This window comes from Paraburkholderia sp. CI2 (assembly GCF_014201055.1).
Lineage (GTDB): Bacteria > Pseudomonadota > Gammaproteobacteria > Burkholderiales > Burkholderiaceae > Paraburkholderia > Paraburkholderia tuberum.
Map to the genome: position 1 here is coordinate 86,809 of NZ_JACHDL010000029.1, position 12,863 is coordinate 99,671.

General features: G+C 64.2%; 13 protein-coding genes. 9 read left to right on the forward strand and 4 right to left on the reverse strand.

The genetic code is table 11. The features are described from left to right. Window position 1 precedes the first annotated feature (1 nt). The 6 genes from HDG32_RS30400 to HDG32_RS30425 all read left to right on the forward strand — a co-directional run bounded on the left by HDG32_RS30400 (window position 2) and on the right by HDG32_RS30425 (window position 7,521). Window positions 2-1,927, forward strand: coding sequence for a (Fe-S)-binding protein (locus HDG32_RS30400; RefSeq protein ID WP_184072996.1), 1,926 nt, complete (start codon window positions 2-4; stop codon window positions 1,925-1,927). Window positions 1,928-1,934: 7 nt separating this feature from the next. Then, window positions 1,935-3,119, forward strand: coding sequence for an electron transfer flavoprotein subunit alpha/FixB family protein (locus HDG32_RS30405; protein WP_184073025.1), 1,185 nt, complete (start codon window positions 1,935-1,937; stop codon window positions 3,117-3,119). Next, window positions 3,116-3,895, forward strand: a complete 780-nt coding sequence (locus tag HDG32_RS30410) for an electron transfer flavoprotein subunit beta/FixA family protein (RefSeq protein WP_184072998.1) — start codon at window positions 3,116-3,118, stop codon at window positions 3,893-3,895. Before HDG32_RS30405 ends, HDG32_RS30410 begins: the two co-directional genes overlap by 4 nt. Window positions 3,896-3,968: 73 nt before the next feature. Then, the gene (locus tag HDG32_RS30415; protein ID WP_184073000.1) at window positions 3,969-5,255 is read left to right on the forward strand and encodes an SRPBCC family protein; all 1,287 of its coding nucleotides are present in this window, start codon (window positions 3,969-3,971) and stop codon (window positions 5,253-5,255) included. 34 nt (window positions 5,256-5,289) lie between these two features. Next, window positions 5,290-6,480, forward strand: a complete 1,191-nt coding sequence (locus HDG32_RS30420) for a hybrid-cluster NAD(P)-dependent oxidoreductase (protein WP_184073002.1) — start codon at window positions 5,290-5,292, stop codon at window positions 6,478-6,480. A 183-nt stretch (window positions 6,481-6,663) separates the two neighbouring features. Beyond that, the gene (locus tag HDG32_RS30425; protein ID WP_184038367.1) at window positions 6,664-7,521 is read left to right on the forward strand and encodes a glycine betaine ABC transporter substrate-binding protein; all 858 of its coding nucleotides are present in this window, start codon (window positions 6,664-6,666) and stop codon (window positions 7,519-7,521) included. 58 nt (window positions 7,522-7,579) lie between these two features. On the opposite strand, the gene HDG32_RS30430 is transcribed toward HDG32_RS30425, so the two are convergent. Both HDG32_RS30430 and HDG32_RS30435 read right to left on the reverse strand, forming a co-directional pair. Then, entirely contained in the window at window positions 7,580-7,870 is a 291-nt protein-coding gene (locus tag HDG32_RS30430; RefSeq protein ID WP_260336650.1) for a formyltransferase family protein, read from the reverse strand. Window positions 7,871-7,992: 122 nt separating this feature from the next. Further along, window positions 7,993-8,907 carry a LysR family transcriptional regulator gene (locus tag HDG32_RS30435; RefSeq protein ID WP_184073004.1) on the reverse strand — a complete coding sequence of 305 codons (915 nt, stop codon included), beginning with the start codon at window positions 8,905-8,907 and terminating at the stop codon, window positions 7,993-7,995. 109 nt (window positions 8,908-9,016) lie between these two features. Here HDG32_RS30435 and HDG32_RS30440 point away from each other — a divergent pair, with 109 nt between their 5' ends. Together HDG32_RS30440 and HDG32_RS30445 are read left to right on the forward strand one after the other, a co-directional pair. After that, window positions 9,017-9,658 (forward strand): glutathione S-transferase family protein, encoded by a 642-nt coding sequence (locus HDG32_RS30440; protein ID WP_184073006.1) that lies wholly within the window; start codon window positions 9,017-9,019, stop codon window positions 9,656-9,658. Window positions 9,659-9,701: 43 nt separating this feature from the next. Continuing rightward, window positions 9,702-10,685 carry a pyridoxamine 5'-phosphate oxidase family protein gene (locus HDG32_RS30445; protein WP_184073008.1) on the forward strand — a complete coding sequence of 328 codons (984 nt, stop codon included), beginning with the start codon at window positions 9,702-9,704 and terminating at the stop codon, window positions 10,683-10,685. A gap of 43 nt (window positions 10,686-10,728) precedes the next feature. On the opposite strand, the gene HDG32_RS30450 is transcribed toward HDG32_RS30445, so the two are convergent. After that, window positions 10,729-11,133, reverse strand: coding sequence for a helix-turn-helix domain-containing protein (locus HDG32_RS30450; RefSeq protein ID WP_184073010.1), 405 nt, complete (start codon window positions 11,131-11,133; stop codon window positions 10,729-10,731). A gap of 235 nt (window positions 11,134-11,368) precedes the next feature. After that, entirely contained in the window at window positions 11,369-11,647 is a 279-nt protein-coding gene (locus tag HDG32_RS30455) for a hypothetical protein (protein WP_184073012.1), read from the reverse strand. Between the two features lie 189 nt (window positions 11,648-11,836). Between HDG32_RS30455 and HDG32_RS30460 the strand changes: the two genes are divergently transcribed. Then, on the forward strand, window positions 11,837-12,259 hold the full coding sequence (locus HDG32_RS30460; protein ID WP_184073014.1) for a hypothetical protein: 423 nt from the start codon (window positions 11,837-11,839) through the stop codon (window positions 12,257-12,259). The last annotated feature ends 604 nt before the right edge of the window (window positions 12,260-12,863 follow it).

A 12,863-nucleotide genomic window follows, 5' to 3' on the forward strand; every position in this document is an offset into this window, starting at 1 on the left:
GATGAGCCCCGTGTTTGTCATCACCGTCCTGCTGTGGGTGTCGGTGGCCGGTCTCGCGTTCGCGCTGGCGCGCCGCGCCGCCTACTGGCGCGAGGGCCGTGCGACCGTCGCGGGTGCCTATGGTTGGGCCAATCTGGTAGCGATCCCGAAGCGTTACTTCGTCGACCTGCATCACGTGGTCGCGCGCGATCCGTATATCGCCCACACGCACGTTGCCACGGCGGGCGGAGCCATCCTCGCGATGGCGCTCGTGTTCGTCAACTACGGTCTCGCGATCTACTCGCCGTGGCTGGACAAACTGATCTTTCTCGCCGCGCTGGCGATGCTGATCGGCACGGTGTTCGTGTGGCGTCGCCGGCATGGCGCGAAGACGGTGCCGGCGCGACTCTCGCGCGGGCCGTGGGATCAGTTGCCGTTGCTACTGGGCGCGTTCGCGCTCGGTCTCGCGCTGTTCATCGCGCTGCCGGCGACGATGATGTCCGGCGCGCTCGCGGTGATCGTCGCGCTGTTGATCGCGGCGGGCGCGTTCACGATGACGTTCGGCGCGGCGCGTGGCGGCCCGATGAAACATGCGTTGGCCGGACTGCTGCATCTCGCGTTTCATCCGCGTCAGGAGCGCTTTGCCGATTCCACCGCAGCGCGTCACGCTGGCGATGCCGTGCCGCCCACCGCGCTTAAAACCCCGCTGCTCGACGCGAAAGAATATGGCGTCGGCAAGCCGGTCGAATTCCGCTGGAACCAGTTGCTCAGCTTCGACGCCTGCGTGCAATGCGGCAAATGCGAAGCGGCGTGCCCCGCGTTCGCGGCCGGTCAGCCGCTCAATCCGAAGAAGCTGATCCAGGATCTGGTAACCGGCATGGTCGGCGGCACCGACGCGCAGTACGCAGGCAGCCCGACGCCCGGCATTCCTGTCGGCAAGCACGCGGGCGCGCCCGCCAAGCCGCTGATCTCGACGCTGATCGAAGCGGACACGCTGTGGTCCTGCACGACCTGCCGCGCCTGCGTGCAGGAGTGCCCGATGCTGATCGAGCACGTGGACGCGATCGTGGACATGCGCCGCAATCAGACGCTCGTCGAAGGCAGCGTGCCGGGCAAGGGGCCGGCGACGCTCGCGAATCTGCGCGAAACCGGCAGCCTCAACGGCTACGACATCGGCGCGCGCTACGACTGGGCCGTCGATCTGCAGGTGCAGGTCGCGCAGCCGGGCCGTCACGTGGACGTGCTGCTGATCGCCGGCGAAGGCGCGTTCGACATGCGCTATCAGCGCACGCTGCGCGCGCTCGTCAAGGTGCTGAACCGCGCGGGCGTCGATTACGCGGTGCTGGGCGGTGTCGAGACCGATACCGGCGACACCGCGCGGCGGCTCGGCGACGAAGCGACGTTCCAGCAACTGGCCCGTACGCTGATCGGGACGCTCGCGCAGTACTCGTTCGCGCGCATCGTTACCGCCGATCCGCATGTGCTGCATAGCCTGCGCAACGAGTATCGCGCGCTCGGCGGGTTCTATCAGGTCCAGCATCACACGGCGCTGATCGACGAACTGATCGCGAGCGGCAAGCTGTCGCCGCGCGCGGCCGCCGCCGTCGCGGCGCGCAACATCACGTATCACGACCCGTGCTATCTGGGCCGCTACAACGGCGAGACGGAAGCGCCGCGCCGGGTGCTGAAGAGCATCGGCATCAAGGTGGTCGAGATGGAGCGTCACGGCCTGCGTGGACGCTGCTGCGGTGGCGGTGGCGGCGCACCGTTGACCGATATCCCGGGCAAACGGCGGATTCCCGACATCCGTATCGACGACGCGCGCGCGAGCGGCGCGGAGATCGTCGCGGTCGGCTGCCCGAATTGCACCGCGATGCTCGAAGGGGTGGTGGGGCCGCGACCGGAAGTGCTGGACGTCGCCGAACTGGTCGCCGCGGCGCTGGAGTAACGCGATGATGAATACGCTCAAACGAATCGATCCGCGCCGGCCGTTCACGGTGACGGCACAGGGACTCAGGCGCATCACGCTCGGCGTCATTGGCATCGCGGACGCCGACAGTGCCACACGGTCTGATGCGCGTCATGCCGGGCATCGCGAACAGCCGAAGCCGCGCCGCACGACGGCCGCGCCGCGCCATGTGCTGCTGGTCGCGGCGCACGCGGACCGCGGCGCGCTCGATGAACATGCGCGCCAGACGCTCGCGGCCGCCGCGCTGATCGCGGACACGCACAGCGAAGTCGTGCTGCTGGTGTTCGGCGAATTCACCGGCGATGCCGCCGCGCTCGGCGCCGACAAGCTGATCGAATTGCCGATGTTCGATCGCCGCACGTACGCGCCGGACGACGAACTGAATGCGCTGGCGGCCTGCGTCGCGGCCTATGCGCCAGCCCGTGTCTTGCTGCCCGACAACGCGACCGGCGACGGCGACCTCGGCCGCCGCTATGCGGCGGCGGCCGATGCAAGCGTCGCGACGCACGTCGTCGAGATCGATGCCAGGCACGTGTGCACCTATATTCGCGCGAATTCGGCGCTCGCCAGCCGCGCGCTGCCCGAGGTCGTGCTGCTCGAGCCGAATGCGGTCGATCCGAAGCTGCCATTCGTCGGCGCGGGCGAGCGGGTCGCGTGGCGCGTCGACCGCGAAGCGGACAGCACGGTCGCGCAACGAGCGATACACGATCTCGGCATCGACGAAATCGACGCGGCGCAGGTCGCGCTGGAAGAGGCGGATTTCATCGTGTCGGCGGGCAACGGCGTCAGCGACGTGCCCACGTTCGAGCGACTCGCGACGACCCTCGGCGCGGCGATCGGTGCCAGCCGGGTTGCCGTCGACGACGGCAAGTTCACGCGCGACAAGCAGATCGGCGCGACCGGCAAGACCGTCGAGGCGAGCGTGTATATCGCGTTCGGCATCTCGGGGGCGGTGCAGCATCTGCAAGGCATCAAGGATTGCCGCCATGTGATCGCGGTGAATCTCGACGCGAGCGCGCCGATCGCGAAGCGCGCGAATCTGACCGTGATCGCCGACGCGCAGGAAACCATCGCGGCGCTCAACGAGGCGGCGACCGCGGCGCGCGGTGCCCGCGCCACCTCGGCCGCGCTGCTGCGGCCGGGCAAGCTTGCCGAAGGAGTGCTCGCATGAAGATCGCCGTGCTGGTTTCAGTCGGACGTCACCCGGTCAGCGGCGTCGCGCGCTACAGCCGCAATGATGCGGCGGCGTTGACGCTGGCGCTGTCGCTCGTCAGAACGCATGGCGCGACGCTCGACGTGCTGCACGCGGGCGATCCGTCGAACGCCGCGTTGAACGAGTATCTGGCGCTCGGCGCGCGTTCGGTCGAAGTGCTCGAGATGCCGCCCGCCGCCGATCCTGCGCCGCAACTCGCCAGGCGTTTGCGTGGCTACGAGCTGGTGCTGACCGGCACGCGCGCCGAAGGCGGTTTCGATAGCGGCATGCTGCCGTATCGCGTCGCGCATGCGCTGGCGGTGCCGCTCATCGGCGCCGCCGTCGATGTGGCGCTGCGCGATGGTCGAGCGCAGGTCCGGCAGTTCATGCCGAAGGGCCTGCGACGGCGCGTCGAAGTGCGGCTGCCGGCATTGGTTGCCGTGCATCCGCTCGCGAACGTCGCGACCTCGTACGCGTATGCACGCATGCGCGAAGGCACGATCGAGCGCGCCGTCGCGCCGGTCGCCGACGCGCGGCACGGCACCACTCGCGAACAGTCCGCATGGACGATCGGCCCCGCCACAGCGAAACCGGTCCGCCTCGCCGCCGCCGAAAAGCGCTCGGGCCACGCGCGCATGCTGTCAGCGACGACGACCGAGAGCCGCGGCGGCAGCGTCGTAATTGAAGGGAGTTCCGTCGAAAAAGCACAAGTGATACTCGCGTATTTGCGCGAGCATCAACTGGTGGATTACTGAATTCCGGCTCGGCCCAGCATGCGACCAGGAGGGCCTGGCGCGGCGCCAGACGTGACACGCAACGGAGCACACAATGAAAGTTTCCGCAGACGTTCGCGCAATGATCGAACGCCGCAAGCAGAACTACACGCTGGAAGCGCCGTTCTATACCAGCGAGCACATCTTCGCGCTCGACATCGACGCGATTTTCCGCCAGCACTGGATTCAGGTCGCGGTCGAGCCCGACGTGCCCGAGCCGGGCGACTATGTGACGGTCGAGATCGGCGACGATTCGATCCTGATCGTGCGCGACGACGACATGCGGGTGCGTGCGTTTCATAACGTATGCCGCCACCGCGGCGCGCGTCTGTGCAATACCGGCAAGGGCTCGCTCGGCAATATCGTCTGTCCGTATCACAGCTGGACGTATAGCCTCAATGGCGACCTGATGTTCGCCGAGCACATGGGCGAGCAGTTCGAGCGCTGCAAACATAGTCTGAAAGCGGTGTATGTCGAAAATCTCGCCGGACTGATTTTCATCTGCCTCGCCGAGCAGCCGCCCGCCGATTTCGCCGTGATGCGCGCCGCGATGGAACCGTATCTGTTGCCGCACGATCTCGCCGGCTGCAAGATCGCCGCGTCGATCGACATCATCGAGGAGGGCAACTGGAAGCTGACGATGGAAAACAATCGCGAGTGCTATCACTGCGTGGCGAACCATCCGGAGCTGACCATCTCGCTGTACGAATACGGTTTCGGTTATCAGCGCACGCCGGCGAACGAGGAGGGCATGGCCGCGTTCGAGACGACGGTCGCGCGCCGCACCGCGCAGTGGGAGGCGATGCAGTTGCCGTCGGCGGAAATCGAGCGGCTCGCCGACCTGGTCACCGGGTTTCGTACGCAACGTCTGCCGCTCGATCGCGACGGCGAATCGCAGACGCTCGACGCGAAGGTCGCCTCGAAGAAGCTGCTCGGCGGTTTCAGGCATGCGGATCTCGGCGGCCTGTCGTTCTGGACCCAGCCGAATTCGTGGCATCACTTCATGAGCGACCACATCGTCAGTTTCTCGGCGCTTCCGCTGTCGGCCGGCAAGACGCTGGTGCGCACCAAATGGCTCGTGCACAAGGACGCGCGCGAAGGCATCGATTACGACCTCGACAATCTGACCGCCGTGTGGCGCGCGACCAACGACCAGGATCGCGCGCTCGTCGAATATTCGCAGCGCGGCGCGACGAGCAGCGCGTATGAGCCGGGTCCTTATTCGCCGTTCACCGAAGGACTCGTCGAAAAGTTCTGCGAGTGGTATATCGGCCGTCTCGCGGATTACGACGCGAACCCACGGGCGGTGCACGACGAGAAAGTCGTGTCGTTCGTGCGCTGAGCGCAAGACCGCAATGAGGAGCGGGGGGACAACCATGATGCGCGATCAGGCCATGTTTCAACCGGACATCGAGCAGACTTCGCAGAATCCAGCAGACGCGCCGAGCCGCGTCAGCCAGCCGCGCTTCTGGGACGCGCTGCCGGCGCGCTGGAACAGCGACGCCGACGACACGCTGGAGTGCTGCCAGGTCCGCAGCGAAACGCACGACGTGAAGAGTTTCTTCTTCCGCGCGCCATCCGGTCGGGCGTTCGTGTTCGAGCCGGGGCAATTCATCACGCTGGAGTTGGAGATTGACGGCGAGCGCGTCAATCGCTGCTATACGATCTCGTCTGCGCCCACACGGCCGCATACGATTTCGATCACCGTCAAGCGCGTGCCGGGCGGCCCGGTGTCCAACTGGCTGCACGACCATCTGCATGCGGGTATGCAGGTACGCGTGCTGGGTCCAGCCGGCGAATTCACCTGCGCGCGGCATCCGGCGCGCAAGTTGCTGTTTTTGTCGGCGGGCTCGGGCATCACGCCGCTGATGTCGATGAGCCGCGCGCATCATGAACTCGGCGAGGACAGCGATATCGTCTTCGTACACAGCGCGCGTACGCCGGACGACATCATCTTCGCGCGCGAGCTCGATCTGATCGCCGCCAATCAGGCGCATTTCCGCACCGCGTTCGTCTGCGAACGCGTGGGCACGCGCACCAATTGGCCCGGCATCACCGGCTTTCTGACGCTGCCGCTGCTGAAACTGATTGCGCCGGATTTTCTGGAGCGCGAGATTTTCACGTGCGGCCCCGCGCCGTATATGCAGGCGGTGCGCAATCTGCTCGATGAAGGCGGCTTCGATCGCCAGCACTATCACGAGGAAAGCTTCTCGTTCGAGACCGTCAGCGAAGTGGCCGCGCAATTGGCCGAAGCGCATGTCGCGCACACGCTGAGCGATGCGTGCGCGCCGGCCGAAACCGCCACGCGTTTCAAGGTGAGCTTTACGCGCAGTCATCGCGAGATCGAGTGCGGCGGCGGCCAGCATGTGCTCGATGCGGCGAAGCAGGCGGGCGTGCGGCTGCCGGCGTCGTGCACGCAAGGCATGTGCGGCACCTGCAAGGTGAAGCTCGTGTCCGGCGAAGTGGCGATGAAGCACGCGGGCGGTATCCGTCAGCGCGAGATCGATCAGGGCATGGTGCTGCTGTGCTGTAGCAAGCCGCTGACCGATCTCGTCCTCGACAAGTAATACGACTGATAACACCACAACAACACGGCAAACACTGGGCGGAATTGCGTGGAAGTCGCATGCGGACAACTGCATGTCGCAAAACAACGCTACCCGGCAATTCTGGTTGGCGATTCTGAATACGCGATGTGCGGTTCGATGGCAAACGCGTCAATGGGCAAATGGATCAACGGGAGAACGTCGATGAGACTGATCGGAAAGATAGTGGTGGCAAGCGCGTTGGGGGTGATGCTGGCGGCGGTCAGTGCGGGCGTGTCGGCCGATTCGAAGCCGACCATCAAGATCGGTTACGTGGAGGGCTGGGACGATAGCGTGGCGACCTCGAACGTGGCCGCCGAGGTGATCGAAAAACGCCTCGGTTATCAGGTGCAACTGGTGCCGGTGGCGGCCGGCGTGATGTGGCAGGGCGTGGCGCGCGGCGATCTCGACGCGACGCTGTCCGCGTGGCTGCCGGTCACGCACGGCGCCTACTGGAACAACTTCAAGGACAAGGTGGTCGACCTCGGGCCGAACTTCAACGACGCGAAGATCGGTCTGATCGTGCCGGACAACGCGGACGTGAAGAGCGTCGGCGATCTGCAGGCGAAGAAGGCGGAGTTCGGCGCGCGCATCGTCGGCATCGACGCCGGCGCGGGTGTGATGCAGAAAACCAGCGAGGCGATCAAGGCCTATGGGCTCGACTATCAGCTGATGCCGAGTTCCGGAAGCGCGATGACCGCCGAACTGGCGCGCTCGGAGGCGGCCAGCAAGCCGATCATCGTGACCGGATGGAAGCCGCACTGGATGTTCGCCAAGTACAAGCTGAAGTTCCTCGACGATCCGAAGAAGGTATTCGGTGAAGCCGAGCACGTGGATAGCGTGGTGAATCCCGAGCTCGAGAAAAAAGCGCCGACAGTGGTCGCGTTCCTGAAGAAGTTCCAATGGAAGCCGGGCGAGATCGACACGGTGATGCTGGCCACGCAGAATGGCGAAAAGCCGGCTGCAGCGGCCGACGCGTGGGTCAGCGCGCATGCGGACCGGGTGGATAGCTGGGTGAAGTAACTCGGCCAGGCGTCGGCGCAGCACACGAAAACGCCGCTTTTCAGCGGCGTTTTTCTGTTTACCGCAGCACGACGGTGCGCTCGCCGTTGATGAACACACGCCGCTCGACGAAAGCCTTGACCGCGCGCGCGAGCGTAATGCATTCGACGTCGCGTCCGGTCGTCAGCAGCCGTTCGGGGCTGTACGAGTGATCGACCGGTTCGACTCCCTGCTCGATGATCGGACCTTCGTCGAGATCGTCGGTGACGAAATGCGCGGTGGCGCCGATCACCTTGACGCCGCGCTCGGACACGCGACGCTGAGAACCCCTTGAGCAGGACGGGAAATGGCGGACATAAGCTCTCCACATTGACGATCAGGCGAGGCCGCGGGGTGCGGCGCGCATCGTCGCAGTAGAGCAAATCGGGCGATAACGCGGATAGAAGCTAACCGCCGTTGCGCTGGAATGGAGCGCCAGAAGGATCTGCCGTGCTAATCCGCAGGCTCCGCCGCGAGCCTTCGCTTCAGCGTATCGATCAACGCGCGCACCTTCGCCGGCGGGTGACTCGTCGGCGGGAATACGGCCTGAATGCTCGCCGGTGCGCTCGCCCATTCGGGCAGCAGCCGGATCAGCCGTCCCGCCGCGACGTCGTCCGCGATCGAAAAATCCGTCAACAGACCGATGCCGCCGCCCGCGAGCGTCGCCGCGCGGCAGGCATCGGCCGTGTTGACGCGCAACGCGGACGCGCAACGCACGCTCGCGATCTTGCCGTCGACGTGCCGCAAATCGAGCGTCAACGGATGCGGCAGCACCGACAACGCGCAATAGGGCAGCGTCTCCAGCGCGGCCGGCGTGCCCGGCACGCCCCACGTCCGCAGGAACTCCGGACTCGCGACGAGCCATTTGACGAAGCTGCCGAGCTTCACCGCGCGATAGTTGGAATCCGCGAGGCGACCAAGCCGGATCGCTACATCGATGCCATCGGCGATCAGATCGACGTAGCGGTCGCTGCTCAGCAGCTCGACGTCGAGCTGCGCATGCGTGCGGCGCAATTCGACCAGCGCGGGCGCGACGACGAGCGTGCCGTAGTCGTTCGGCGCACTGACGCGCAGCGTGCCGCGCACCGGTGAGGTTTCCCCGCCGAGCGCGTTCAGCGCGTCCTCGGTGGCATGCAGAATCTTCACGCTCGCCTCGTAGAACGCGCGGCCCGCCTCGGTGACGCCGAGCCGCCGGGTGGTACGCACCAGCAGGCTCGCGCCGACCTCCGCCTCGAGCCTCTGCATGTGCGTGCTGACCATCGTCTTCGCGAGCCCGAGCCGCGTCGCGGCGGCGCTCAGCGAGCCCGCGTCGATGACCGCGACGAAGATCGCGAGGCGGTTCAGGTTCACGTTGCGCACATCGGCCATGATCGATTGTCCATTCTCGCTTGACTGTGTTTCCCGGATTATCGGGCTTCCGCGCGACAGTGCCTACGCCTTATGCTGGGCGTGTCATTCAACGTATCCGGAGCCATCCATGCCCGCTGCCAGACCCGCCGAGCCTATCAAGCTGTATACGACGCTGCTTTCAGGCCACGGTCATCGCGTGAAGCTGTTTCTGACGCTGCTCGATCTGCCGTTCGAGGTCATCGAGCTGAACATGAAGGCGGGCGACAACCGCAAGCCCGAGTACCTCGCGCTGAACCCATTCGGTCAGGTGCCGACGATTAAGGACGGGGAGCTCACGCTGTTCGATTCGAACGCGATTCTGGTCTATCTGGCGAAGCGCTATGGCGACGCATCGTGGCTGCCGGACGATCCGCGCGGCGCCGCGGCGGTGCAGCGCTGGCTGTCGCTCGCGGCTGGCCAGATCGCCTACGGGCCGTGCGCGGCGCGGCTCGTGACGGTGTTCGGCGCGCCGCTCGACCACCAACGTGCGAAGCAGATCGCCGTCAAGCTGTTCGACGTGATCGACGAGGAGCTTGCCGGTAAGCCGTTCGTGGCTGGCGCGCACGTCACGATCGCCGATATCGCCGCGCACACGTATATCGCTCACGCGCCCGAGGGCGGCGTGTCGTTGCAGCCGTATCCGAACATTCGCGCGTGGCTGCAGCGCGTGGAGGCACTGCCGCGTTTCATCGCGATGCCTTCGACGAAGGCGGGCTTGCTGGCGGCGTGATACGCGTTGACGGCTGCGTCAGATCTTGCAAAGGAGTCCGATCATGTCCGAGTTCGTCCCGTTGAATAACTGGGCAAGCGCCGCGTCGCCGTTTCATGCCGGCGAGCAGGATGCGCAGCAGCGCGCGGGTGTGCGGGAGGTGGCCGAGTCGATGGGACGTCGGGGCATTCGCCGATTCATGCCTGAGCAGCATCGCGAGTTCTTTGCCGCGCAGCCGTTCGTCGTGATTGGCGGCGTCGATGCGAGCGCTCAGCCGTGGGCGACGCTGCGTGCGGGTGCGCCGGGTTTCGTCTCGGCACCGGATGCGCGGACATTGCGCATCGAAGGTGGCACATTGGCTGGCGATCCGCTCGCCGCGGGTTGGCGCGAAGGCGCGCAGCTTGCTGCGCTGGGCATCGAGCCGCGTACGCGGCGGCGCAATCGGGCAAATGGCGTCGTCCGGTCCGTGGCAGGCGACACGTTGCAGGTCGAAGTCACGCAGAGCTTCGGCAATTGCCCGAAGTATATCCAGAGCCGCGCGCCGTCTTTCATCGAGCGGGACGCGGCCGCGACACGCGCGCAGCCCGAGATCGCCACGCCTCTGAGCAGTGCCGACCGCGAGTTGCTCGCGAGCGCGGACACGTTCTTTATCGCCAGCGCGAATCTGAGCGAGGAAGCGGGGCCGGGAAAGGGGATCGACGTTTCCCATCGCGGCGGTGCGCCGGGCTTCGTGCGCGTGGACGACGCAACTACGCTGACCACGCCCGACTACAGCGGCAACCGCTTTTTCAACACGATCGGCAACCTCGTGCACGATCCGCGCGCGGGTCTGCTGTTTATCGACTTCGCAACCGGCGATCTGCTTTATCTGGCGGTGCGAGCAGAGATCATCTGGGACGGCGACGAACTCGCGGCATTTGCGGGCGCGCAGCGACTCGTGCGGTTTCATGTGAGCGAAGTGCGGCGCGGTCGCGGCGCGTTGCCGTTCCAATGGTCGGAGGTCGAACTGGCGCCGCAGTTTCTGCCAAAAATTCGAGAAAGCGCCTGAGCCGATGCGCACGCGCGTGCTTTAGCTGGGTACGGCCGCCGTTTTACTGCGCATTCCGGCCGAGCCGATAAGACACGCCGAGTCTGGTGGCCAGTTGCCATACATAGACTCGCGAGTACGAAATGCCGAACTGACGGCTAATCAGCTCGCGCATGCGCGCATTGCTCCAGCCGTCGGCGTCGAAGCCGTAGTCCCGCGGCGAGGCCCTCAGCGCCTGGGCCAACCAGTCCAGATCCGCCACCGCGAGTGCGGAATGGCGGCCGCCGACGCTCATGTTTCTCAGCGCCTCGAGCCCACCTTGCTCCAATAGCTTGCGATATCGCTCGACGGTGGTCTTGGCCATGCCCATCTGTCTCGCGACCTCGGCCGCAGCGACGCCGTCGAGCAGTTTCTGGCCCGCCGTGAGACGCCGTGCGACGGTCGGCAAATCGTCATTTGGTCGATGCATCGGAGAACTCCGCCGTTGGGTCGCTGACCGGATTGCAATCGGTTACTGGGGTAGACAGTGAGGAGGGCGCGCCACCTACAGATAATCGAAAAATCGCCCGCTGTGTCCAAAAGAATAAAAAATCAATCGCGTCTTTCCTCTGATAGAAAATCACGCAATCTTCCCGTAAGGCGGTTACACGATGTTTTCTTTCTAAAATCTTAAATATCTCTCTTGCGATTGAATTTAACGTTTGCTAACCTGATTGATGTGATTCAAAGCCGTCAATCCGGCTCGGCTCGCTCTGACAGCCCGCATACCGCCAGGCCGCATCCGGCTTGACGTCGGGCGCTTTTAAGTGCGGGCGGCAGGTCGGAAGACTGAACCGTTTGAGTGCACGGATTCCTGTTTTGCGAATGTAATTGGAATGCATTTTTCGATGCAGGGTGGCGATTCGCCGGAAAGCTGCGAAAAAGGTGCTGAAGATTGAAAATCCTTCGCGGCGTTTTTCCAGCGGATTATATGTAAACAGCACATTCGCGCAGAGTGGCGTTGTGAAGCCCGCATCCAGTAACCACCCGCTTAATTTTAGCTGCGTCGTTCAATACCGGAAATATTTTATGCCGGGCAGTTTCCGACTCGATACGCATAACCGCGATAAAAGCTGACAGCGCTTTCATCGGTTGCCATTGGGCGCTTGCAAGCAGGCGGTAAGGAGAACGACATGAACATGGATAGGACCCGCGATATTGCCGCGATGCTACTGCGTGCCGCGAAACGCAAAAGGCTCGTGACTTATCAGGAACTGCACGCGCTTTTCGGTCGCAACGAACCGTTGCAAAGCCGCTATCGCGCATTGGAGGACGCGGCGCGTTCACTGAGCGATTGCGCGTCGCTCGACTATGGCTGCCTGATGAGCCTCGACAACGGCCTGCCGGGCGATGACTTCTTTAATCGCTTCAGGCACGGCAGGCCGCGTGAGTACGAAAAGGTGATGGGCTTCGGATCGGCGGGACGCTCGATGACGAAGAAGCGACTGATTGCGGATGCCGAGCGTCTGCGCGTGTTCGAACATGCATCTCGGATCGAGGCAAGTGGGAGGGTGGCGAACACGTTGCGCCCGTACGCCACGTCGAAATGCACGTAGCCCATTCACAGTCGCTCAACGATGACACGCTCGCCGGTTGAGAGAAATGCGAAACGTCTCTAAGCCACAAGGCAATAGCCGACGATAAAAATCCGCGCGAGCTGCGATAGCGGCATGGGCTTTCGCTACAAAGCTTATTCTCATGGTGCGCAAAGCTGTATTTAACAGTTGTCTAATTGCGGCATGTGGCTCGCACAAATTAATCTGTACGCATGGCCGCGTCTTAATTCGTGAGGGCTCTGATTGGGCCCACCCATAAAAATTGGAAATTGAATTGCTGCGCCAGTTTTGTTGGTCACTGAATCGGGCTGCACCCGGCGTCAGTTGTGGCAGGCGAAAGAGCCTCGGTTCGGACGATTCGCGATCGTCCACCGGGCATCGGTGTGCATCGCTTGTGGCGGAGGGCCGACACGCGGCACGCGCATCTACGGTGGCCCGTGCGGGGCGTAGCGGAAGCCTTTTCCGAAGAATTCACAATTTGACATAAGATAAATTATCAACATTTGTGATGTTAGTCCAAAGTTCAGATGTCGCGTTTCCGCTAAATTGAAATGTCGTGTTTGCGGGTTCAGGCTGGTGGCCAGCATTCCTTAAGGAGCGCCGG